This window comes from Pseudothioclava nitratireducens, from assembly GCF_029210495.1.
In the GTDB taxonomy this organism is placed as follows: Bacteria; Pseudomonadota; Alphaproteobacteria; order Rhodobacterales; family Rhodobacteraceae; genus Pseudothioclava; species Pseudothioclava nitratireducens.
Map to the genome: position 1 here is coordinate 74902 of NZ_JARGDK010000010.1, position 23204 is coordinate 98105.

At 64.1% G+C, this 23204-nt stretch carries 23 protein-coding genes and 1 tRNA gene; 18 read left to right on the forward strand and 6 right to left on the reverse strand.

Going from position 1 to position 23204, the window contains the following annotated elements; all coding sequences use genetic code 11:
• The first annotated feature begins 102 nt into the window (after positions 1-102).
• A complete protein-coding gene (gene rocF, locus P0X85_RS12090) occupies positions 103-1032 on the forward strand; it encodes an arginase (RefSeq protein ID WP_275813572.1) in 930 nt (309 codons plus the stop codon).
• Positions 1032-2078, forward strand: coding sequence for an ornithine cyclodeaminase (locus tag P0X85_RS12095; RefSeq protein ID WP_275813575.1), 1047 nt, complete (start codon positions 1032-1034; stop codon positions 2076-2078). The genes rocF and P0X85_RS12095 overlap by 1 nt, the downstream gene beginning before the upstream one ends.
• A 36-nt stretch (positions 2079-2114) precedes the next feature.
• On the opposite strand, the gene P0X85_RS12100 is transcribed toward P0X85_RS12095, so the two are convergent.
• Both P0X85_RS12100 and P0X85_RS12105 read right to left on the reverse strand, forming a co-directional pair.
• Entirely contained in the window at positions 2115-3569 is a 1455-nt protein-coding gene (locus P0X85_RS12100; RefSeq protein WP_275813579.1) for an NAD-dependent succinate-semialdehyde dehydrogenase, read from the reverse strand.
• Positions 3569-4843 (reverse strand): 4-aminobutyrate--2-oxoglutarate transaminase, encoded by a 1275-nt coding sequence (locus P0X85_RS12105; RefSeq protein ID WP_275813582.1) that lies wholly within the window; start codon positions 4841-4843, stop codon positions 3569-3571. The genes P0X85_RS12100 and P0X85_RS12105 overlap by 1 nt, the downstream gene beginning before the upstream one ends.
• A 126-nt stretch (positions 4844-4969) precedes the next feature.
• Here P0X85_RS12105 and P0X85_RS12110 point away from each other — a divergent pair, with 126 nt between their 5' ends.
• Positions 4970-5542, forward strand: a complete 573-nt coding sequence (locus P0X85_RS12110; protein WP_275813585.1) for a cupin domain-containing protein — start codon at positions 4970-4972, stop codon at positions 5540-5542.
• 13 nt (positions 5543-5555) lie between these two features.
• Here P0X85_RS12110 and P0X85_RS12115 read toward each other — a convergent pair.
• Positions 5556-5639, reverse strand: a tRNA-Leu gene (locus tag P0X85_RS12115).
• Positions 5640-5813: 174 nt separating this feature from the next.
• Between P0X85_RS12115 and P0X85_RS12120 the strand changes: the two genes are divergently transcribed.
• The gene (locus P0X85_RS12120; RefSeq protein ID WP_275813588.1) at positions 5814-6329 is read left to right on the forward strand and encodes a Hint domain-containing protein; all 516 of its coding nucleotides are present in this window, start codon (positions 5814-5816) and stop codon (positions 6327-6329) included.
• A gap of 52 nt (positions 6330-6381) precedes the next feature.
• Here the strand turns inward: P0X85_RS12120 and P0X85_RS15165 are convergent, their stop codons facing one another.
• Positions 6382-7221 carry an NAD(P)H-hydrate dehydratase gene (locus P0X85_RS15165; RefSeq protein WP_420851835.1) on the reverse strand — a complete coding sequence of 280 codons (840 nt, stop codon included), beginning with the start codon at positions 7219-7221 and terminating at the stop codon, positions 6382-6384.
• A 76-nt stretch (positions 7222-7297) separates the two neighbouring features.
• Positions 7298-7978, reverse strand: a complete 681-nt coding sequence (locus P0X85_RS15170; protein WP_275813591.1) for an NAD(P)H-hydrate epimerase — start codon at positions 7976-7978, stop codon at positions 7298-7300.
• Between the two features lie 199 nt (positions 7979-8177).
• Between P0X85_RS15170 and P0X85_RS12135 the strand changes: the two genes are divergently transcribed.
• From P0X85_RS12135 to P0X85_RS12150, 4 genes are all read left to right on the forward strand, one after another.
• Entirely contained in the window at positions 8178-8516 is a 339-nt protein-coding gene (locus tag P0X85_RS12135) for a P-II family nitrogen regulator (RefSeq protein ID WP_275813594.1), read from the forward strand.
• Between the two features lie 62 nt (positions 8517-8578).
• Positions 8579-9988, forward strand: a complete 1410-nt coding sequence (gene glnA / locus P0X85_RS12140; protein ID WP_275813597.1) for a type I glutamate--ammonia ligase — start codon at positions 8579-8581, stop codon at positions 9986-9988.
• A gap of 175 nt (positions 9989-10163) precedes the next feature.
• Positions 10164-10862: a hypothetical protein gene (locus tag P0X85_RS12145; protein ID WP_275813600.1), complete on the forward strand. Its 699-nt coding sequence runs from the start codon at positions 10164-10166 to the stop codon at positions 10860-10862.
• Positions 10863-10988: 126 nt separating this feature from the next.
• A complete protein-coding gene (locus P0X85_RS12150; RefSeq protein WP_275813603.1) occupies positions 10989-11564 on the forward strand; it encodes a YceI family protein in 576 nt (191 codons plus the stop codon).
• A 71-nt stretch (positions 11565-11635) separates the two neighbouring features.
• Here the strand turns inward: P0X85_RS12150 and P0X85_RS12155 are convergent, their stop codons facing one another.
• Positions 11636-12820, reverse strand: a complete 1185-nt coding sequence (locus P0X85_RS12155; RefSeq protein ID WP_275813606.1) for a cytochrome b/b6 domain-containing protein — start codon at positions 12818-12820, stop codon at positions 11636-11638.
• Between the two features lie 145 nt (positions 12821-12965).
• On the opposite strand from P0X85_RS12155, the gene fabD reads away from it, so the two are divergent.
• From fabD to P0X85_RS12205, 10 genes are all read left to right on the forward strand, one after another.
• Entirely contained in the window at positions 12966-13895 is a 930-nt protein-coding gene (gene fabD, locus P0X85_RS12160) for an ACP S-malonyltransferase (RefSeq protein ID WP_275813609.1), read from the forward strand.
• 77 nt (positions 13896-13972) lie between these two features.
• A complete protein-coding gene (gene fabG / locus P0X85_RS12165) occupies positions 13973-14710 on the forward strand; it encodes a 3-oxoacyl-[acyl-carrier-protein] reductase (RefSeq protein ID WP_275813613.1) in 738 nt (245 codons plus the stop codon).
• Between the two features lie 231 nt (positions 14711-14941).
• A complete protein-coding gene (locus tag P0X85_RS12170; protein WP_275813616.1) occupies positions 14942-15175 on the forward strand; it encodes an acyl carrier protein in 234 nt (77 codons plus the stop codon).
• A gap of 65 nt (positions 15176-15240) precedes the next feature.
• On the forward strand, positions 15241-15786 hold the full coding sequence (gene thpR / locus P0X85_RS12175) for an RNA 2',3'-cyclic phosphodiesterase (protein WP_275813619.1): 546 nt from the start codon (positions 15241-15243) through the stop codon (positions 15784-15786).
• A gap of 225 nt (positions 15787-16011) precedes the next feature.
• Entirely contained in the window at positions 16012-17238 is a 1227-nt protein-coding gene (locus P0X85_RS12180; protein ID WP_275813622.1) for a GGDEF domain-containing protein, read from the forward strand.
• Between the two features lie 150 nt (positions 17239-17388).
• Positions 17389-18651, forward strand: coding sequence for a beta-ketoacyl-ACP synthase II (fabF, locus tag P0X85_RS12185; RefSeq protein ID WP_275813626.1), 1263 nt, complete (start codon positions 17389-17391; stop codon positions 18649-18651).
• Positions 18651-19805: an endolytic transglycosylase MltG gene (gene mltG / locus P0X85_RS12190; RefSeq protein WP_275813628.1), complete on the forward strand. Its 1155-nt coding sequence runs from the start codon at positions 18651-18653 to the stop codon at positions 19803-19805. The genes fabF and mltG overlap by 1 nt, the downstream gene beginning before the upstream one ends.
• 486 nt (positions 19806-20291) lie before the next feature.
• A complete protein-coding gene (locus tag P0X85_RS12195) occupies positions 20292-21638 on the forward strand; it encodes a DNA-packaging protein (RefSeq protein WP_275813661.1) in 1347 nt (448 codons plus the stop codon).
• A gap of 151 nt (positions 21639-21789) precedes the next feature.
• Positions 21790-22968, forward strand: a complete 1179-nt coding sequence (locus P0X85_RS12200; protein ID WP_275813631.1) for a phage portal protein — start codon at positions 21790-21792, stop codon at positions 22966-22968.
• 1 nt (position 22969) lies between these two features.
• Positions 22970-23203, forward strand: coding sequence for a GTA head formation protein, RCAP_rcc01685 family (locus P0X85_RS12205; RefSeq protein WP_275813634.1), 234 nt, complete (start codon positions 22970-22972; stop codon positions 23201-23203).
• Position 23204: the final 1 nt, after the last annotated feature.

A 23204-nucleotide genomic window follows, 5' to 3' on the forward strand; every position in this document is an offset into this window, starting at 1 on the left:
CGATTATTCAATTTGCATAATACTGGATGCGAAATGCGCAAAATTAAAGTGCGATTTGCGATCTCTTTCAGCCATGATGGGGGTTAGCGAACAGGAGATCACATGGGAAAATCTTGCTTCATTCTGGGGGCGCCGATCGAAACGGGCGCCTCGCAACCGGGGTGCCTGATGGGGCCGGCGGCGCTGCGCACGGCGGGTCTGATCGCAAGCCTGCGCGGGCTTGGCTGGGACGTGCGCGATCTGGGAGATGTGACGATCCCCGAAGTCGCGCCGGTTGCGCATCCGAACCCGGTGCTGCGCAATCTTGCGCAGACGATTGCGTGGATCGAGGCACTGGAGCCGCGCGCCTATGAGGCCGCGAAGGGCTGTGATCTGCCGATCTTCATGGGCGGCGATCATTCGATCTCGGCGGGCACGGTGCCGGGGGTGGCGCGCGCCGCTGCCGAGGCTGGACGGCCGCTTTTCGTGCTCTGGCTCGACGCGCATCCCGATCTGCACACGCTCGACACCACCGAAAGCGGCAATCTGCACGGCACACCGGTCGCCTATTTCACGGGTCAGCCGGGCTGCGAGGCCTATCCGCCGCTGGCCGCGCCCGTGCCGCCCGAGAACCTGTGCCTGATGGGGATTCGTTCGGTCGATGGGGCGGAGCACACCCGCATCCATGATCTGGGCGTCGAGGTGCATGATATGCGCGTGATCGACGAGTTTGGCGTGCTCAAACCCCTGCGCGAGTTTCTTGAGCGGGTGGAGGCAGCGAACGGGCTTTTGCATGTGAGCCTCGATGTCGACTTCCTTGAGCCGGGCATCGCGCCTGCGGTCGGCACGACCGTGCCGGGCGGAGCGACCTTCCGCGAGGCGCATCTCATCATGGAGACGCTGTGCGATAGCGGGCTGGTGAGTTCCCTCGATCTGGTCGAGCTGAACCCATTCCTCGACGAGCGCGGGCGCACCGCCACGCTCATGTGCGATCTGGCCGCGTCTCTGATGGGGCGGCGGGTGCTGGATCGTCCGACGCGGAGGTTCTTCTGATGGGGGTTACACCTTCCGATCTGGCCTTTGTGCCCTTCGTTTCGGTCGAGAACATGATGCGGCTTGTCAATGCGACCGGGCCGGAACGCTTCATGGCCGAACTGGCCACCTATATCGAAGAGGATTTCCGCCGCTGGCCGGAATTCGACAAGACCCCGCGCGTGGCGTCCCATTCCCGCGAGGGGGTAATCGAGCTGATGCCCACGGCGGACAGTGCGCTCTACGGGTTCAAATATGTGAACGGCCATCCGAAGAACATGCGCGAGGGCTATCAAACGGTCACCGCCTTTGGTGTGCTGTCGTCGGTGGCGAACGGCTATCCGATCCTGATGAGCGAAATGACGGTGCTGACAGCGCTGCGCACGGCGTCGACCTCGGCGCTGGTCGGGCGCTATCTGGCACCCAAAGGCGCTCAGGTCATGGCGATGATCGGCAATGGCGCGCAATGCGAGTTTCAGGCGCTGGCCTTCCGGGCGCTCTGCGGGATCGAGCGTCTGCGGCTTTACGATATTGACGGGTCCGCGACCGAAAAGGCCGCGCGCAACCTGCGTGCGCAGGGGTTTGAGATCGTCGAGTGTCACTCTGCGCAAGAGGCGGTTGAGGGCGCGCAAGTCATCACCACCTGCACCGCCGACAAGCAATATGCGACGATCCTGACCGACAACATGGTCGGCGCGGGCGTGCATATCAACGCGATTGGCGGCGATTGCCCCGGCAAGACAGAGCTTCACCGCGACATCCTGCTGCGCTCTTCGATCTTTGTGGAATATCCCGAGCAGACCCGGATCGAGGGCGAAATCCAGCAACTTGCCGAGGACCATCCGGTCACCGAACTGTGGCAGGTGATGCGCGGCGAGGCGGAAGGGCGGCGGGACCCGCGCGAGATCACGCTTTTCGACAGCGTGGGTTTCGCGGTCGAGGATTTCTCGGCGCTGCGCTATGTGCATGACCGCGTGGCGGGCACGGATTTCGTGACGCCGCTCGACATGCTCGCGGACCCGGACGATCCGCGTGATCTCTTTGGGATGGTGATGCGTGCGCGCTGAACGCTGCGGCCCCCGAAGAGGGGGCCGCGCCATCGGTCAGGCGATACCGCCGAAGACCATGTTCTTGATCTCGAGGAAATCGTCGCAGCCGTATTTGGAGCCTTCGCGCCCCAGACCCGATTGCTTGATACCCCCGAACGGGCCCATCTCGCTTGAGATCAGGCCGGTATTGATGCCGACCATGCCGGTCTCCATTGCCTCACCGACGCGCCATGCACGGGCGAGGTCGCGGGTGTAGAAATAGCCCGCGAGACCGAACTCCGAGGCATTCGCATGGGCGATGGCTTCGTCCTCGGTGTCGAACTTCACCAAGGGGGCGAGTGGGCCGAAGGTTTCCTCGCTGGCGACCTTCATCGACTGGGTGACGCCGGTGAGGATCGTCGGTTCGAAGAAGGTGCGCCCGAGGTTCGAGCGCGTGCCCCCGGCGGCGATTTCGGCCCCCTTGGAGACCGCATCCGCAATGTGATCCTCGACCTTGGCGACGGCGGCGGTGTTGATCAGCGGGCCGGTGGTGACCCCTTCGCCAAACCCGTCCCCGAGCTTGAGATTGCCGAGCGCCACGGCCAGCTTCTCGGCGAAAGCGTCATAGATGCCCGCTTGCACATAGATCCGGTTCGCGCAGACGCAGGTCTGGCCGTTGTTGCGGAACTTGGCGATCATCGCGCCTTCGACCGCCGCATCCAGATCGGCGTCGTCAAACACGATGAAAGGCGCGTTGCCGCCCAGCTCGAGCGAGAGCTTCTTGATCGTGTCCGCGCCCTGTTTCATCAGCAGACGCCCCACGCGGGTCGAGCCGGTGAAGGTGATCTTGGCGACCTTGGGATTGGCGCAAAGCTCCGCCCCCATGCCCGCCGCATCCATCCCCGGCAGCACGTTGAGCACGCCCGGCGGCAGGCCCGCGCGTTCGGCCAGAACTGCGATGGCGAGCGCCGAAAGCGGCGTGAACTCGGAGGGGCGCGCGACCACCGTGCAGCCGACCGCGAGCGCAGGCGACATCTTGCGGGTCAGCATCGCGTTCGGGAAGTTCCACGGTGTGATCGCGCCGACGACGCCCACCGGCTGCTTGATCACCACGAACCGCTTGTCCGATTGCGGGGCGGGGATCACGTCGCCATAGACGCGCTTGGCCTCTTCGGCGAACCATTCGATGAAGGACGCGCCATAGAGGATCTCTCCGCGCGCCTCGGGCCAGGGTTTGCCCATCTCGGCGGTCAGGATCGTCGCCAGATCATCGGCATGCGCAACCATCAGATCGAAAAGGCGGCGCAGCACGATGGAGCGCTCCTTGCCGGGCAGCGCGGCCCAGGCGCGCTTGGCCTCATAGGCGGCGTCGATCGCGCGGGCCACGTCTTCCGGACCCAGATCGGTGACTTCGGCGATCACCTCTCCGGTCGCGGGGTTCTCGACGGCAAACTTGCGCGGGACGTCGATCCACTCCCCGTTCACATAGGCGCGAGTTTCCAGCAGGCTCGGGTCTTTCAGGGCGCGCATCAGGCCACCCGTGCGGCCGCGATGGCCTCTTTGAGGATGCCCATCGCCTCATCGAAAATCTCGTCCTCGATGGTGAGCGGCGCGAGGAAGCGGATCACGTTGCCGTAGACGCCGCAGGTCAGCAGGACGAGCCCGCGCTTGAGCGCCTCTTGGCGGATGCGATTGGTCAGATCGGGGTTCGGCGCGCCGTCCACGGTCATGAACTCGGCCGCGACCATCATGCCGGGGCCGCGGATCTCGGCCAGCTCGGGCGTGTTGCCGCGGATATCGGCAAGCACGGATTTGAGCTTCGCGCCCATGGTCTCGGCGCGTGCGCAAAGGTCATGCTCTTCGATCTCGTCGAGCACGGCATTGCCCGCCGCGATGCCAAGCGGGTTGCCGCCATAGGTGCCGCCCAGACCGCCCGGTGCGGGGGCGTCCATGATCTCCGCGCGACCGGTGAGGGCCGAAATCGGGAAGCCGCCGCCCAGCCCTTTGGCCATGGTGGTGATATCGGCCGAGACACCGTAATGCTCCATCGCAAAGAGCTTGCCGGTGCGGGCAAATCCGGTCTGGACCTCGTCCGCGATCATCACGATGCCATGCTGGTCGCACAGCGCACGCAGGCGGGTGACGAATTCGGCGGGGGCCGGGTAGAAGCCGCCTTCGCCCTGCACGGGCTCGAAGATGGCGGCAGCGACGCGGGCCGGGTCGAGATCGGCTTTGAACAGCTTGTCGAGCGCGGCAAACGTGTCATCGACCGACACGCCATGCAGCGCGCAGGGGTAGGGGACGTGGAACACGTCGGGCATCATCGCGCCGAAGCCCGCCTTGTAGGGGACGACCTTGCCGGTCAGCGTCATGCCCATGAAGGTGCGCCCGTGGAAGGCACCGCCAAAGGCGATGATCGCCGGGCGGCCGGTATGGGCACGGGCGATCTTGATCGCGTTCTCGACCGCCTCGGCGCCGGTCGTCACGAACACGGTTTTCTTGGCGAAATCGCCCGGCACGGCGGTGTTCAGGCGCTCGGCCAGACGCACATAGGGCGCGTAGGGCAGGACTTGGTGGCAGGTATGCGAGAAGGCGAACATCTGCTCGCTCACGGCCTTCATGATGCGTGGGTTGCAATGCCCGGTATTCACCACCGCGATCCCGGCGGCGAAGTCAATCAGACGGTTGCCGTCCTCGTCCCAGACTTCGGCGTTTTGGGCGCGGGTGACGAAATGGTCGGTCATGACACCGACACCGCGTGCCATGGCATCGACGCGGCGTTTGGCGAGTTCAGCATTCGACATCGGGAGAATCCTTTTGATCCGAGGTTTGACAGGATCCTAGGCGGGATTAGGATATCCAAATAGGCTGTTTCTTCGAGGCGGTAAGCTGTTGTATTGCTGTAATCAGTGAACAGGAGTTTGCAGATAATGAACGTCAACAACACCGGGGTGGAAGATCTTGCCCTTGGCCACCGGCTTCGGGTTCTGCGCGCGCGGGCCGGTCTGTCGCAGCGGGCGCTGGCGAAACGCGTGGGCGTGCCGAACTCGACGATCTCCTTGATCGAGTCGGGGAAGATGAATCCCTCGGTCGGCGCCTTGCGCAAGATCCTCGACGGAATCCCGGTTCGCATGTCCGAGTTTTTCGCCTTTGAACCCGAGCCCGAGCAGCAGATATTCTATGCCTCGGACGAGCTGTCCGAGATCGGCAAGGGCGGGCTGTCGCTGCGGCAGGTGGGGGGCAACCTGTTCGGGCGCGCGATGATGATCCTCAAGGAGACCTACCAGCCCGGCGCCGATACGGGTCGCGTGCTTTATGGCCATGAGGGCGAGGAGGGTGGCATCGTCGTCTCGGGCCGGGTCGAGGTCACCGTGGGCGAGGCGCGCAAGATCCTCGGGCCGGGTGACGCCTATTACTTCGACAGCCGCACGCCGCACCGGTTCCGCCAGGTCGGCGCGGAGCCTTGCACGGTGATCAGCGCCTGCACGCCGCCGACTTTCTGACCTGTCTGGAAAGTGGTGCGGGTGAAGGGACTCGAACCCCCACGCCAAAGGCGCCAGAACCTAAATCTGGTGCGTCTACCAGTTCCGCCACACCCGCAACGAGAGGCCTTCTAGCAACGCCTGAGGCGCAAGGAAAGGGGATCGCGCGGGCGCGCGCGGCAAAAACCGAAAAAAGGGTCGCGCGAACGGATTTTATCTCTTAGACTCAGGCTTATAACCAGAACTGGCCCGAAAGAGGCCGGTCAACAGGCAAGCAGAGCAGGATAACCCGATGGCAAATATGACCACGGGGCGCGATGTCGGGGGGACTCCCGGTGCGCGTCATAAGGATCATTCCAATCAGCCCAAGGCGGCACCCGTCCGTATTGCCGGGCTCGCGCAGGGCACGATTATTCGCACGATGGATGGAGAGTTGCCGGTCGAATTTCTCTCGGTGGGGGACCGGGTGATCACGCGCGGCGGCATGCGCCGGATCGTCGCGCTCCATGCGCAGGAATTTACCGGGGAGATCGTGCATATCCGCCCGGGTGTGCTGGGCCATGATCGGCCAGAGGCTGCGTTGGTCATCGGCGGCGATACGGATGTGCTGTTGCGCGACTGGCGCGCCTTGGCACTGTATGGCGCGGCGGAGGCGATGGTTCCGGCGGCGCGGCTGGTCGATGGGGAGTTCATCACGCGTCGTCCGGCACATGGGCTGCGGCTGTTCACGCTGTGCTTCGAGCGCGACGAGGTGATCTATGCCGATGGCGTCGAGATTGGCGCGGCGCGGGTGCCTGTAAACGTTTGACCAAATGAAGGTTTCCGTCGGGGGCGGGGGGCTTCGGCCCCCTGCTTTCGTTTTAAACGCCGAGCTTGCGGAAGATTTTCGGCAATTCTTCGGGTAGATCCTCTGCGATGAGACCCGGACCGAAGCTGCGGGCCGCCTCGGCGTGGAGCCAGGCGCCAGAGCAGGCTGCTTCGAACGGGGCGGCGCCGCGCGCCAGCAGCCCGGTGATGATCCCGGCCAGCACGTCGCCCGAGCCGGCGGTCGCGAGCCACGGGGCCGCGTGCGCACCGGTCGCATCGTGATGGGCGATTTGGCCAATCTGATCGGCGACGGTCGTGACTGACCCCTTGAGGAGCACCGTGCAGCCGGCCCGGGCGGCGGCGGCGCGTGTGGCTTCGGCCCGATCTTCAAGCGCGGCCAGGTCGGGGAAGAGGCGGCGGAACTCTCCCATGTGGGGGGTAAGCACGCAACGTGGATGGAGCGCATTGATGAGCCGCTCGGGGTCGTCGGCAAAGGCGCTGAGCGCATCGGCGTCAAGCACCGTCGCGCGCTGCCCCCAAAGCGCCGCCGGGACCATTTCCTGCGCGCGCGGAAGGCCCAGACCCGGCCCGAGGCAGAGCGCGTTCAGGCGTGCGTCCTTGAGCATGCCGCGCAGCGCATAGGCGTCAGGCAGGCAATCGAGCATGATCGCGGTGAGCTGCGCCGCGTGTTCGGCCATGGCGGGTTTGGGAGCGAGCACGGTCACCAGCCCCGCGCCGACCCGAAGCGCCGCGCGCGCCGCCAGCCGGGCGGCCCCGCCTTTGCCCGGCCCCCCCGAGAGCACCAGCGCATGACCGTAGTCGTACTTATGCGCCTCGGGTGATTTGGCGAGGAACGCGCGCATCGCGTCGGTCAGCTCGATCTGGCGGGTCATGGAAGCCTCCGGCGGGGATATTTGGGGCAGCGTGAAGGGTGAAGCCTAGCGCCTGATGGTGAGGATTTGGTGAAGCTCAAAGCCCGATATCCTTGACGATCACCGTGCCGCAATAGCGCGGGCCGTCGCCTGTCAGGTGACCGGGCTTGGCGGTGTGGAAGGTCACGGTCAGGTCGGCCTTGCAGGCGAGACCTTCCGCCGCGGGCCAGCGCCCGGCGGGATCGGCCGCAGGCCGCAGGACCGTGCCGGTATCGGCGCAGAGGCCCGAGGGGATGTCGATGGCCACGCAGCTCCGGGCAAGTTCACCAGAGGAAAGGTGGGTAAAGACAGTGCGGAATTCTTGGGGGAGGGGGCGGGTCAGGCCGATCCCGAAGGCGGCATCGACCAGAAGATCGAAGGGCAAGGGGGCGAGCGGTTCACAGAAGGCCGGGAAGGAGGCGAGGGGATGGACCGGCCCCAGAACCGACCAGAGATCATGGTTGACCTTTGCATCCGGCGGCAGCGTGTCCGGGTCTCCGTAGAGAAACACATCCACCTGCCAGCCACGGATATGCAGCAGGCGCGCGACGACAAAACCATCGCCGCCATTATTGCCCGGACCGCAGATCACGAGCGCTCGCGCGGTCGGGTTGGTGTCGTTGGACGTCCCCAGCCGGCGCTCTGTGATCACGTCGGCCACCGCGCGGCCGGCGCGCTCCATGAGTTCTAGCCCGGTCACGCGGCCGCTCGCAATGGCGGCCTGTTCAACGGCGCGCATTTGGGCGCTTGTCAGGGTTTGCTGCATTTCCGTGCCGAATTTGTTTTCAAACTGCCCGCGATACGTGCTAACTGCACAAAAAATAGGCGCAATGCTTGGAATCCAAGGCCCGTGCCACGATGCGTCAGCCTAGCCGATTGCGGGGCTTTTAGGAAAGTGGTCTGAGGGGGTCGGAAAACCTGATGGGGGAGTCGGCTGCATGAAAAAAGTTGAAGCGATCATCAAGCCCTTCAAGCTCGATGAAGTGAAAGAGGCGCTGCAGGAAGCCGGTATTCAGGGGCTTTCGGTGATCGAGGTCAAAGGGTTCGGGCGTCAGAAAGGCCATACCGAGCTCTATCGCGGTGCCGAATATGTCGTCGATTTCCTGCCCAAGGTGAAAATCGAGATGGTGCTGGCCGATGACATGGTCGAGGCGGCGATCGAGGCGATCACCTCGGCGGCGCGCACCGAGAAGATTGGCGACGGCAAGATCTTTGTGTCCCCCATCGAGCAGGCGATCCGCATCCGCACCGGCGAGACCGGCGACGACGCGGTCTGAGTTTGAACCGAATTCCGGCCTTTGGCCTGAACACCCACGCTCCAAGGAAAGGGTAACTGAATATGAGCGACGTTAAAAATGCTCTCAAGCTGATGAAGGACGAGGAAGTCGAATACGTTGACGTTCGCTTCACCGACCCGCGCGGCAAGCTCCAGCACGTGACGCTGATCAATACCGAAGTGAACGAAGATTTCTTCGAAGAAGGCTTCATGTTCGACGGTTCGTCCATCGCCGGCTGGAAGTCCATCGACCAGTCCGACATGAAACTGATCCCGGACGCGTCGTCGGTCTATATCGACCCCTTCTACGCTGAAAAAACCATGTGCGTGCACTGCTCGGTCGTCGAACCCGACACCGGCGAAGCCTATGACCGCGACCCCCGCGGCACCGCACAGAAAGCCGAAGCCTACCTGAAGGCCTCGGGCATCGGCGATACCGCCTTCTTCGGCCCGGAAGCTGAATTCTTCCTGTTCGACGACGTGCGCTTCTCGGTCTCGATGAACAAGGTCTCCTACGAGGTTGACGCGATCGACGGCGCCTGGAACTCGGACACCAAGTACGAGATGGGCAACATGGGCCACCGCCCGGGCATCAAGGGCGGCTACTTCCCGGTCAACCCGATCGACGACGCTCAGGACCTGCGCGGCGAGATGCTCTCCACCATGAAGCGCATGGGTATGCGCGTCGACAAGCACCACCACGAAGTGGCATCGTGCCAGCACGAGCTGGGCATGATCTTCGGTGGTCTGACCGAGCAAGCCGACAACATCCAGAAGTACAAATACGTGATCCACAACGTGGCGCACGCCTACGGCAAATCGGCGACCTTCATGCCGAAGCCGATCGCGGGCGACAACGGCACCGGCATGCACGTCAACATGTCGATCTGGAAAGACGGCAAGCCGCTCTTCGCGGGCGACAAATATGCTGACCTGTCGCAAGAGGCGCTGTATTTCATCGGCGGCATCCTCAAGCACGCCAAGGCGCTGAACGCGATCACCAACCCGGCGACCAACTCCTACAAGCGTCTGATCCCGGGCTTCGAAGCTCCGGTTCTGCGCGCCTACTCGGCCCGCAACCGCTCGGGCTGCGTGCGTATTCCGTGGGCCGAGTCGCCCAAGGCGAAACGCGTCGAAGCGCGCTTCCCCGATCCGGCGGCAAACCCCTACCTCGCTTTCGCGGCCCTGCTGATGGCTGGTCTCGACGGTATCAAGAACAAGATCGATCCGGGCCCGGCTTCGGACAAAGACCTCTACGATCTGCCGCCGGAAGAACTGGCGTCGATCCCGACGGTCTGCGGCTCGCTGCGTGAAGCGCTCGAGGCACTGGAAGCCGATCACGACTTCCTGCTGCAAGGCGACGTGTTCACCAAAGGCCAGCTCGAGGGTTACATGGCGCTCAAATGGGAAGAGGTCTATGCCTATGAGCACACCCCGCACCCGGTCGAGTACAAGATGTACTACTCCTGCTAATCCCTTGGGATTTCTGGAAAAGGGCGCCTTCGGGCGCCCTTTTTGTTTTGGTTCTCCTGTCCGGTCTCTTGGCCCGGCTCTCGGGGCTGGAGGCTGCGGGACTCGACAGCGCGCCCGTGGAGCGGGCAGGATCGGATGTCCGTCAGGTTTCGGGATATCGCAGAGGGGGGTAAGCGTGCGTAAGAGTATGGTGGCGGTGCTTGTCGTCGTGCTGGGTCTGGGCGTCGGCGCCTATTGGGGGCTGCACCTTCTGTCCGGCCTGATCCCCGGACATACCGCATCGCGTTCAGAGGGCGCTGCGGACGACTTCGCCAGGCGCACCTCCGGGATGGTTCGGGCCATTATCGACGCAGATATGAGCCAGACCGAAATACCGATAGTCACCGCTGAGGACGGGGTGCCGACTCATGTGTTTTGGGGGGCCACCGCTGCAACCGAGGCGGGTGCCTGTGTCGTGAATATGCGTGATGCGTATTTTAGCGCGAGCGTTGCGTTGAAGGATCGCTCGGGCGTGCGCTATCAACTCCCTTCGGACATGTATGGTTGTGACGATTTCGCCGTTGTCTATCCGCCTGCGGTGCCAGAGAGGTTCGTGGCTTGGGGGATGCTGGGGCGCGATGTCCGGCATCCGTGTCGCCCGACGATCAGCGCGGGGGCGGTGACGCAGGACGACGCCGGTCGGTTCTCACGCGATCTGAGCGTTGCGACCGTCTATCGCTTGGCCACGGCTGAGGCCCTGGCCGAGAGGATTTCGCTTGGTGTCGGTCCGGAACATATTGCGTTCGAGCCGTTGCAAACGCTTCAATGCGATGGGTTCAACCTGCTTCAGCTAAAGGCGACGGCGAGTTCCTGGCCGCCGGAGGGGCGGGATTAGCGCGGCGGTGTCATGTCGGTTGTTCTGCGCGCGGGCGCGCAGAACCTGTTGGATCATGTGGAATTGAGCCAAGATGCGGATCGACTAGCTTTGGAGGGTATTTGCAATCCTCCAAAGGAGCTTTCCATGAAATCCCTGCTGCTCGCTTCCGGTCTGGCCTTCGGTCTCGCCGGTGCCGCCATCGCCGCCCCCGAGACCTACACGCTCGACCCGAGCCACAGCCAGATCGTGTTCACCTATAACCACCTTGGTTTCTCGACCACGACCGGCATGTATTCGGGCTTCGAGGGCACGATCTCGTTCGATGCCGAAGACCCGGCGGCCTCTTCGGTGACCGTGGCGTTCCCGACCGCCTCGCTGATCACCGGCTGGGACGAGCGCACCGCGCATTTCCTGACCGAAGATTTCTTCGGTGCTGAAGCCGCCCCGGAAATCTCGTTCACCTCGACCGCGATTGAAGTCACCGGCGAGAAAACCGGCAAGATCACCGGCGATCTGACCATCAATGGTGTGACCAAGCCGATCACGCTGGATGCCGAGATGACCCAGATGGCTGAGCACCCGATGGCCAAGAAGCCGTGGGTCGGTTTCAACGCGACCACCACCGTGATCCGGTCGGAGTTCGACATGGGCCAGTTCGCGCCCTACGTTTCGGATGAGGTCGAGATCTCGATCTCGATCGAGGCGATGAAGGCCGAGTAAGCGCCTGAACCGCTGAAACAGAAAGGCCGCCGGAGTGATCCGGCGGCCTTTTTGCTATGCTGAAAGAGGGGTCAGTCGGCGCGGGTGGCCGTCAGATCGACCGCGACGATGACCGTGAAGCCGACAGTGGCCTCATCCGTGTAGCCTGCACCCATCCCGAAGTCGCGGCGGTCGAGCGCGGTCTCTCCGCGCATCCGGGCGGTATCTCCGTCGATTTCGAGCGTGAAGGGCAGTGTCACGGGCTGGACCGCACCGCGCAGCGATAGCGTGCCTTGGGCGAGGTGCGCGGCGTCTGTGTCGCGGGTGAGGGTGGCCTCGAAAACCGCGGTCGGGTGCGTGAACGTGTCGAAAAACTCCGGGCCCTTGGCCTGATCGGTGACAGAGCCGAGCCGCAGGGCCGTGGTGTCGATCTCGACGCGGACATCGCCCGTGCCGCTGATCTCATCGTAGCGGATCGTCGCGGTCCAGTTGGGCAGGCTGCCTTCGACGGCTGCGCCCATCTGGATCACGCTGAAGGCGAGATTGCCTTCGCTCACCTGCCAATTGCCTTCGGACACGGTGGCTTCGCTGAGGGCCGGGGCGGGCGCGGCGGGGGTATCTTGGGGTAGGGTAAGCCCGACACCGATCACGCCCGCCCAGAGCGCAAGGGCTACCAGCGGTGACGCGACACCATGGGGGAGGGGCGGGCCGCCCGCAGCGACCCCGCGCGTCATCCGCGCGAGGGTCGCGTCGCGGTCGATCAGCGCATGTTTAAGCGCGCCCGCGACATGCAGGCCGACGGACCCGTAAAGCACCAGTGCCGAAAGCTTGTGGACCGCTTTCGCGCTATGGGCGAGGGCTTCGGCTTTCGGCACTAAGGGCAGATCTTGGCCAAAGGGCCACAGGATCGGCGCAAAACCGCTTTCGGCGGCGTGCATGATCCAGCCCGACAGCGGCATGATCAGCATAGCGCCGTAGAGCGCCCAATGGACGACCTCCGCGGCGGTCGTTTCGGCCTTGCGCTCGGGATGGAGTGGCGCCGGCTTGGGCTGGGTGAGGGCCCAGAGAATGCGCAGGAGTGCCGTGAAGAAGGCGGCGACGCCGATGGTTTTATGCAGCGAGTAAAGGGATTTGAGGGTTTCAGCCTGCGCGCTGGTCTCGCGGGGGAGGTCCTCGGCATAAAGGCCGAGCGCGATGGCCGAGAGGATCAGCAACGCGGTCAGCCAGTGCAGCGCACGCGCGGGCAAACCATAGCTTTGGGAGGTGTTGGAGAACATGGGGGCCTCTGATTTGTTTCGCGCAGTCTAAGCTGCGGTGTGTGTGTCGACCATGCCGTGGGGCGCACAGGATTTGTGCACAAGATGTTGTCTGTGCCCTCGCGTCAGGCTAGACCGGGACAATTCGATGATTGTGGAGGTTGGCATGAGCCGAGCATTCGTATTCCCCGGACAGGGCGCACAGGCGATTGGCATGGGCAAGGCCCTGGCCGAGGCCTATCCGGCGGCGCGGGCCGTGTTCGACGAGGTCGATGCCGCGCTGGGGCAGGATCTGTCGGGGCTGATATGGGAGGGCGATATTGCCGAGCTGACGCTGACGGCGAATGCGCAGCCCGCGCTGATGGCCACTTCGATCGCGGCGCTGCGCGCGCTTGAGGCCGAGGGCTTTGGCGTCGCGGATGCGGCCTTTGTGGCGGGGCACAGCCTTGGGGAATATTCGGCGCTTTGTGCGGCGGGCGCGCTGAGCGTCGGCGATACGGCCAAGCTGTTGCGGGTGCGGGGCGACGCGATGCAATCGGCGGTGCCGGTGGGCGTTGGCGCGATGGCTGCGCTTCTTGGGCTTGATTTCGAGGGGGCCGCCGCAGTGGCCGCCGAGGCCGCACAGGGCGAGGTTTGTCAGGCGGCCAACGATAACGATCCGGCGCAGGTCGTCGTTTCGGGCCATAAGGCTGCGGTTGAGCGGGCGGTCGAGATTGCCAAGGAGAAGGGGGCCAAGCGCGCCGTCATGCTGCCGGTGAGCGCACCCTTCCATTGCGCGCTGATGCAGCCTGCGGCGGATCGTATGGCCGAGGCGTTGGCGGGCGTTGAGATCAAGGCGCCGGTCGTGCCGGTCGTTGCCAACGTGCGCGCTGAGGCCGTGAGCGACCCGGCGCTGATCCGGGAGTTGCTGATCGAGCAAGTGACGGGCTCGGTGCGTTGGCGCGAGAGCGTGGCGTGGATGGCCGGGCAGGGTGTGAACGAATTCTGGGAAATCGGCGCGGGCAAGGCGCTTTCGGGCATGATCCGGCGCATCGCCAAAGAGGCGACCTGCGTCGCCATCGGCACGCCGGAGGATATCGCGAAACTCAAGGGCTAAGCGGGTGCGCGCCTGCGGGGACTTTGAAGAACAGGACAGCATAGCAGTTGAGAGACTGCTTGAAGAAAGGCTTACAAATGTTTGATCTTGCAGGAAAACGTGCGCTTGTGACTGGCGCTTCCGGCGGCATTGGTGGCGAGATCGCCAAAGCGCTGCACGCGGCGGGCGCAGAGGTTGCACTCTCGGGGACGCGCGAGGCACCGCTGCGCGCGCTGGCCGACGAGCTGGGCGCGCGGGCGCATGTCTGCACCGCCAACCTGTCGGACCCGGATTCGGTCGAGGCGCTGCCCAAGGCGGCGGCCGAGGCGATGGGCGGCGTCGATATTCTGGTGAACAATGCGGGCATCACGCGCGACAACCTGTTCATGCGGATGTCGGATGATGAGTGGCAATCGGTGCTCGACGTGAACCTGACCGCCAGCTTCCGCCTGATGCGCGGCGTTCTGCGTGGGATGATGAAGGCGCGCTGGGGCCGGATCGTCAACATCACCTCGGTGGTGGGCGCGGTCGGCAATCCGGGGCAGGGCAATTACGCGGCCTCGAAGGCCGGGGTTGTGGGCATGTCCAAGTCGCTCGCCTATGAGGTCGCCACGCGCGGCATCACCGTGAACTGTGTGGCGCCGGGCTTCATTGCAACCGCCATGACCGAGAAGCTGACGGACGATCAAAAAACGGGAATCCTGACGCAGATTCCGGCAAACCGGATGGGCTCGCCCGAGGAAATCGCGGCGGCGGTTCTCTATCTGTCGAGCCCCGAGGCGGGCTACGTGACCGGCGCGGTTCTGCATGTGAACGGCGGAATGGCAATGGTTTGAGGGGGTTGGCGCGGGGTCGGTCCCGAGAGGGGCGCTTGACCCTGCGTCCAGACGCCGCCGAGGGGAGGCGCAAAACGGCTTGCCTTGGGGCCGGAATGTGCTATCAGGCGGCAGACGGCCGGGGGGCGACCCGCCTGCCGGCTGCCTTGCGATAAGCAGGGCGCGCTAGCCGCTCGGAACGAGCAAGGGTTGAATTGGGGCACTATGGGCCCCCGAGATTGAGGAATGGACATGAGCGAGATCGCAGATCGCGTGAAGAAGATCGTCGTCGAGCATCTGGGCGTGGAAGAAGACAAGGTCACCGAGACCGCGTCGTTCATCGACGACCTGGGCGCAGACAGCCTGGACACCGTGGAACTCGTGATGGCCTTCGAAGAAGAGTTCGGCATCGAGATCCCGGATGACGCGGCTGAAACGATCCAGACCTTTGGCGACGCGGTGAAGTTCATCACCGAAGCCTCCTGATCCCTGACGGATCACTGGTTTGAACGGCGTCCTTCGGGGCGCCGTTTTCATTTCGGGGCAGGCCCATGCGCAGTTTCATCGCGATAGATTTCCCGACCGAGACCGTCGAACGCATCGCACGCGTGCAGGCGGGGCTTTCGGTGGGACGCAAGGTGCCGCCCGAGAACCTGCATCTGACGCTGGCTTTTCTCGGCGATCAGGATGTGGACGCGCTTGAGACGCTGGATGCGGAGCTTTCGCATCTGCGTGCGGCGCCATTCCGTCTGGATTTGGCGGGTCTGGATCTGCTCGATAGCGAGACGCCCGATCTGCTGTATCTCGGTGTGCGTCCGGTGCCGGAACTGACCGCGTTGCAGGCCGGGGTTGCCGCAGCGGTTCGGCGGGCGGGGATGACATTGCCGCGCAGACGCTTTCGTCCGCATGTGACGCTGGCACGGTTTGGCCATCGCTTCGACTCGAAGCTCTCGGTCCCTCTCGCGGCCTATCTGGCGCAGATGGCGGGGCTGGCTCTGCCCGCCGTTGAGATCACGAGCTTTGCGCTCTTTGCCTCGGAGTTGCGCGCCGATGGGGCCCGCTATGCCGAATTGGCGCGCTATCAGCTTGGGTTTTAGAGCACCACACAGCGCGCGAACTTCCGCCACTATCCACTATGGCTATTCCTTCGGTTATTTCGCGTTCGTCGTCAATCGTCCTAGGGTTGCTGACTCTCAGGTCAACATGGACTGTGCGACAGGGCGATGAAAGTAATGGTCCAAGGCTACGGAAGACCGTGCTACAGGCGCGCTTACGTTGTATCTCGCGCCATTGCTGCGATTGGCGCTCTGCTGGCGGTATTGGTGTTGCTCCGGCACATACTGCGTGCCGAAACAGCCAGTATTTCCGATCTTTCAGGAGGGGACGCAGCGCATGCCGTTCTGCTGATGCTTGCCGGGCTGTTAGGCGGGCTTTTGGCGCTGCGGGCGCGGGATGAGCGGTTGGTCTATCATGGAAGCTGGGCGGTTGTGGCGCTGGTTGTGGGGCTAACTGCCGTGTCGCTCTGGCAGAGGGGCGCGGGATTGGATGCCTTTGCGCCGCCTGACACGCCGATTGTTGCGAGCCTTACGCTTATCGGGTTTTGCGTGCTGATGCGTCGGCGCGGGTGGTTCGTGCGCAGTCAGATGACGGCTTTTGTGGCGGTGATGTTCTCGGTCGGTCTGCTGTTGGCGCAGGTGGATGGCGTGATGCCCTTCGGTGCGCCCCAAGATCCTGCGCTTCTTTGGGCGTTAGTCCTGATATCGGCAGCCGGTCTGTTGCGCTATCCGCATCGCGGGGTGCTGCGCGCAGTGCTGAGCCCCTATGCGGCGGGGCCTCAGGCGCGCCTTATGATCGTGATCGGTGTCGCCGTGCCTGTCGCCATCCATCATGTCTTCCATATGGCCTTCCCGCCACCGATGTCGCACGGGGCAAGCGTGTTGATGATTGCCACGATCGCTGGGGTCTATCTGATCCTGCTGGCGCTGACGGCGTTTCAGGCTGAACGACGCGATGCGGAACGGCGGGCATCGGAGCGCAACCTTAAATATCTGGCGCTGCGCGATCCGCTGACGGGGGTGTTCAACCGGGCGATGTTCGAGCGCCATTTGAGCCGCGCTCAGGTGGCTGACGATCAGGAGCCTTTCGCGCTCTTGCTGATTGATCTCGACGATTTCAAGAGGGTCAACGACCTGTGGGGGCACGCGTTTGGAGATCTGGTGCTCAAGCGCGTGGTGCGGCGCGTGCGAGCGGGGCTTCGGTGGGGCGATACGCTGGCCCGTATCGGTGGCGACGAGTTCGCCGTTCTGTTGCGCGGAACCGAGGCGCGTGCGGCGGCAGAGGTTGCGGAGCGTTTGCGCGGCTCGGTCGCGCAGATGCGCCTCCAGGCACCTGACGGCACGCCGTTTCGGGTCACGATCTCGGCGGGCTTGGCCCAGTGGGACGGTGGCGAGAGCATCGAAGGCCTGTTCGGGCGTTCGGATTTGCTGCTCTATACCGCGAAGCGTAAGGGCCGCGACCGGGTTGTCGCGGCCAGTCCGGCACAGGGTTAGCGGCATTGGCAGGTCACGACGGCGCAGAAAGGTGACGCTGCGCCTCTGCGTGTCGGCATGATCCGGCTGATCGCCGCGCCCCAAGGCGTTGCGCGCTCTGGCCCATGCGTGTATCAGAATTCCAATGGAAATCAGCCTATGAGGGATCGCATGCGTCGGGTTGTTGTCACGGGTCTTGGGATGGTCACGCCGCTGGCTTGCGGTGTCGAAGAGACCTGGTCGCGGCTGCTGGCCGGTCAATCGGGCGCGGGTCCGATCACGCGCTTCGATGCCTCGAATGTAGTAACGAAATACGCCTGCGAGATCCCGCGTGGCGATGGCAGCGACGGCACGTTCAACCCGGACGACTGGATGGAGCCGAAAGAGGCGCGCAAGGTCGACGAGTTCATTCTTTACGGGATGGCGGCGGCCGATCAGGCGGTGCGCGATGCGGGCTGGATGCCCGAGGATGAGGAAAGCCGCCTGCGCACCGGCGTGATGATCGGTTCGGGCATTGGCGGGTTGCAGACGATTGCCGAAACGGCGGTGCTGATCAAGGAGCGCGGGCCAAAGCGCGTGTCGCCCTTCTTCATTCCGGGGGCGCTGATCAACCTCGTCTCGGGGCAGGTCTCGATCCGCTACGGCTTCAAGGGGCCGAACCATGCGGTTGTGACGGCGTGCTCGACGGGGGCGCATGCGATTGGCGATGCGGCCCGGCTGATCATGCTGGGCGATGCGGATGTGATGCTGGCGGGTGGCGCCGAGAGCCCGATCTCGGAGATCGGGATCGCGGGCTTCAACGCCTGCAAGGCGCTTTCCACCAAGCGCGCGGATGAGCCGACCAAGGCGAGCCGCCCCTATGACGCGGATCGCGACGGGTTCGTGATGGGTGAGGGCGCGGGTGTCGTCGTCCTGGAGGAATACGAGCACGCCAAGGCGCGCGGCGCGAAGATTTACGCCGAGGTGTTGGGCTACGGGCTGTCGGGCGATGCCTATCACATCACGGCGCCTGCCGAGGATGGCGATGGTGGCTATCGCTCGATGAAAGCGGCAATCGAGCGCGCGGGGCTGACGCCGGGCGATATCGACTATATCAACGCGCATGGCACCTCGACCATGGCCGATACGATCGAGCTTGGCGCGGTGGAGCGGCTTATGGGCGAGGCGGCGGCGAAGGCCACGATGTCCTCCACCAAGTCGTCGATCGGTCACCTTCTGGGCGCGGCCGGTGCGGTTGAGGCAATCTTCTGCGTGCTGGCGATCCGCGATCAGGTCGCGCCGCCGACGCTCAATCTCGACAACCCGGCGGTAACGCCGAAGCTTGATCTTGCGCCCAACGCGGCGCGCAAGCGTGAGATCAAGGTGGCTCTGTCCAACAGCTTTGGCTTTGGCGGCACGAATGCTTCGCTGGTCATGGGGCGGGTTGACGACTGATGTGGCGTCATATCGTGTCCAATTTCCTCAGCATCCTGATCGTGGTGCTGATCGCAGCCTTCGGCATGGTGTCCTGGGCGAAGCGTGAATATGTGTCGGAAGGGCCGCTGGCCAATGCGATCTGCTACCGGGTGGAGCGTGGGGCGAACCTGCGCGGAGTCTCGGCGGATCTGTCCAAGGCGGGCGCGATTTCCTCGGCCTATCTGTTCCGGGCGGGCGCGGATTATACCGGCAAGGCGAGCCAGCTCAAATTTGGCTCTTACCTGATCGAGCCCGGCGCTTCGATGGAACAGATCATCGGAAAGCTGACCGATGGCGGGCCGTCCACCTGTGGGGCGGAACTGAACCTGCGGATCGGGGTGCGGGCGAATGATGCGGTGCTGCGCGAGCTGGACCCGCAGACTGCGAGTTTTGTGGAGGTCGCCAAGTGGCGCCCGGCCGAGGAGGACACTCCGTCCGTGGTGGCCGAAGCCGAGCAGAAGGGCGATCTGCGCCTTCGGGTGACTATTGCCGAAGGCGTCACGAGCTGGCAGGTGGTCGAGGGGCTGAAGGCTATCGATTATCTCGATGGTTCTGTGGCGGCGGTGCCGCCCGAAGGGAGCCTTGCGCCCGATAGCTATCAGATCAGCCGCGGCATGGCCCGTCAGGCGGTGCTCGACGAGATGGGCAAGCGTCAGGCGGCGATCCTTGAAGAGTTGTGGGCAGGGCGCGAGGATGGGTTGCCCTATGCGAGCCCTGAAGAGGCGCTGATCATGGCCTCGATCATCGAGAAGGAAACCGGCGTGCCGACCGAGCGCAAGCAGGTCGCCAGTGTGTTCATCAACCGGCTGCGGCAGGGGATGAAACTGCAAACGGACCCGACGGTGATCTATGGCGTGACCAATGGCGAGGGTGTGCTGGACCGCGGCTTGCGTCAGTCGGAGCTGCGCCGCGAAACGCCCTATAACACCTATGTCATCGACGGGCTGCCGCCGACGCCGATTGCGAATCCGGGGCGGGCCTCTATCGAGGCGGCGCTGCACCCGGATGAGACTCAGTATATCTTCTTCGTGGCGGATGGCTCGGGCGGACATGCCTTTGCGACCACGCTCGAGGAGCATAATCGCAACGTGGCCAAGTGGCGCGAGATCGAAGCGCAACAAAACTCGCAGTAGCGTACGGTCCTTGTTTCATTAGAGAAAACCGGGTTTTCGCCCGGTTTTTTCTTGGGCGTTCGATGCAACCCAAGATTTAGTGCTTGACTTTGCGAACGCTCTAAGGTAGAGATATGACATGCTAGGAGAAGTGGGCAAGCGCCACGGGGTGACCCGATGGCGCTTTTCTATTTCGCTCGTGCGGTGCAACGGCATGAGAGGCGGGTTCACGACAGATGGATGTTTTCTCGGATGAGAACACCCCTTCAGAGGGAATGCTGAAGGCAACCGAAACGCTGTATCGCGGGATCGTAGACGATCTCGAACAGGCGATGAGCAACATACGTCAGGGCGACCTGACCGAAGCAAAGGCCGCCAGACAAGCGGTCAGGGACCTTCGGGCGGCGCTCCAGGCGGCATTAGAGGAAAGGAATCGCGTTGAGAAACTCCGCAGAGAAGCTGCAGGGGTCGTTGACGGCTACGCCCTCGACTTCGACGCAGCACGCACTGAGATCGGGCGCCGCCTGGCTCGCCTCCGCGACGCAGGAGGATGTTGATGCCTTTCTGGATGGGCTGGATGACAACGCGCTTCTGGCCCTTCCGTGGATGTTCGAGTTCTGGGCGCTGCCGCATCAGCTGCCGCCGAGTGGCGCCTGGAAAAGCTGGGTGATCATGGGCGGGCGCGGTGCGGGCAAGACGCGGGCCGGGGCCGAGTGGGTGCGTTCCATGGTGGAAGGCGCAAGACCGCTCGACCCCGGCAAGGCGCGGCGTCTGGCGCTGGTGGGCGAAACCTTCGATCAGGTCAGGGAGGTGATGATCTTTGGCGATAGCGGCATCTTGGCCTGCTCGCCGCCCGACCGACGGCCTGTCTGGGAGGCGGGTCGCAAGCGGCTGGTCTGGCCGAACGGCGCCATCGCGCAGGCCTTCTCGGCACATGAGCCGGAGGCGCTGCGGGGGCCGCAATTCGATGCGGCCTGGGTCGATGAACTCGCCAAATGGAAGAAGGCCGAGGAGAGCTGGGACATGCTGCAATTCGCGCTGCGGCTGGGCGATCATCCGCAACAGGTGATCACCACGACGCCGCGCAATATAGGCGTGCTCAAGGCGATCCTGAACAACCCATCGACGGTGGTGACCCATGCACCCACCGAGGCCAACCGCGCCTATCTGGCCGAGAGTTTCCTCGAGGAAGTGCGGGCGCGCTATGCGGGGACGCGGCTGGGTCGACAGGAGCTCGATGGCGTGCTGCTCGACGATATCGAGGGCGCGCTTTGGTCTTCGGCGGCGATCGAAGCGGGGCGGGTTGAGAGGCTGCCCAAATTCGACCGGATCGTGGTGGCGCTCGATCCGTCGGTGACGGCAAATGCGGGCTCCGACGAGTGTGGGATTGTTGTCGTCGGCGCGGTGACCGAAGGCCCGGTGCAGGATTGGCGCGCCGTTGTCCTTGAGGATTGCTCGGTCAAGGGCAAGCCGACCGATTGGGCCCGTGCCGCGATCCGCGCGATGGAGAAATATGGGGCTGAGCGCTTGGTGGCGGAGGTCAACCAGGGCGGTGACCTGATCGAGGGGGTGATCCGCCAGATCGACCCGTTGGTGCCGTTCAAGGCGCTTCGGGCCGGACGGGGTAAGGCCGCGCGGGCCGAGCCCGTGGCGGCGCTCTATGAGCAGGGGCGCGTCCATCACCTGAAATCGGCGCGTCTTGGCGCGCTGGAGGATCAGATGTGCCAGATGACCGTGAAGGGCTATCAGGGGCAAGGATCACCAGACCGGCTGGATGCTCTGGTCTGGGCGCTCCATGAGCTGATGATCGAACCGGGGGCGCATTGGCGGCGTCCACAGGTCCGAAGCCTCTGATGGCTTTCATCAAACCGGAAATACGCCACGGGGGTTCGGGGGTGTGATCCCCGGCTTCCGGGGTGACGCACATTTCAAGGGTCGGGGATTTCCCCGGCCTTTTTTCTTGGCTGGCCCCCGCGCGGGGCGGGGCCGTGACGAGGAGATAGCAATGGTGATGAACTTCTTTCGCAAATCCGCATCCGAGGCGGTGCCGGAGGTGAAGGCCTCCAAGACCGGGCGGATCGTTGCGATGGCGAGCGGGTCGGGCCGCGTCGTCTGGAGCCCGCGCGACACTGGAAGCCTGACGCGGACTGGCTTCACCGGCAACCCGGTGGGCTTTCGCTGTGTGAAGCTAATTGCAGAGGCGGCAGCAGCGGTGCCTCTGGTCTGTCAGGATCGTGAACGCCGCTACGAGATGCACCCGCTGATCGAGCTGATCCGGCGGCCCAATCCGGGTCAGGGGCGCGCGGAGCTGTTCGAGGCACTTTATGGGCAGCTTCTGCTGTCGGGCGACGGCTATCTGGAGGCGGTTGCACCGGAGGCGGGTCTGCCGAAAGAACTGCACGTCCTGCGTTCGGATCGGATGAGCATCGTGCCCGGCGCGGATGGCTGGCCGGTTGCTTATGACTACACGGTGGGCGGACGCAAGCATCGGTTCGACATGACCGGACATCCCGACCCGATCTGCCACATCAAGAGTTTCCACCCGCAGGACGACCATTACGGGCTGTCGCCGATGCAGGCGGCGGCGACGGCGATCGATGTGCATAATTCGGCCAGCGCATGGTCGAAGGCGCTTCTGGACAACGCGGCGCGTCCCTCCGGGGCAATCGTCTATAAGGGCGCGGACGGTCAGGGTTCGCTGAGCCCGGATCAGTATGACCGGCTCGTGTTCGAAATGGAGACCCACCATCAGGGCGCGCGCAATGCCGGGCGTCCGATGTTGCTGGAGGGTGGTCTCGACTGGAAGCCAATGGGGTTCAGCCCCTCGGATATGGAGTTTCACCAGACCAAGGCGGCGGCGGCCCGCGAGATCGCGGTGGCCTTCGGCGTGCCGCCGATGCTCTTGGGTATTCCGGGCGACGCCACCTACGCCAACTACGCAGAGGCCCACCGCGCATTCTATCGCCTGACGGTGCTGCCGCTGGCGACGCGTGTGTCGGCGGCAGTGGCGTGGTGGCTGTCCACGCATCTGGGTGAGGCAATCGAGTTGCGGCCCGATCTGGACCAGATCCCGGCGCTTGCTGCGGAACGTGACCAGCAGTGGAAGCGCGTGGGCGAGGCAAGCTTCCTGAGCGACGCGGAGAAACGGGTGCTGCTGGGGCTGCCGCCGATCTCGGAGGGCTGAGATGAGCACGGGCGGGTCGCGCTTTCTCAAGGAACCGTTCGAGGTTCACGAACAGCGTTTCGAGCAGACGGAGAAGATCATGGAGCTGCAATTCGGGCAGGTCGAGAAGCGGCTGGGCCGGATCGAGACGATGATGGAGGGGCTTGAGCGGCGCCTCTGGATGACGGTTTACGGCGTGGTTGCCGTGATCCTGACTCAGGCGGTGCAAGGCGTTCTTGAATACGCGCCTAGATAAG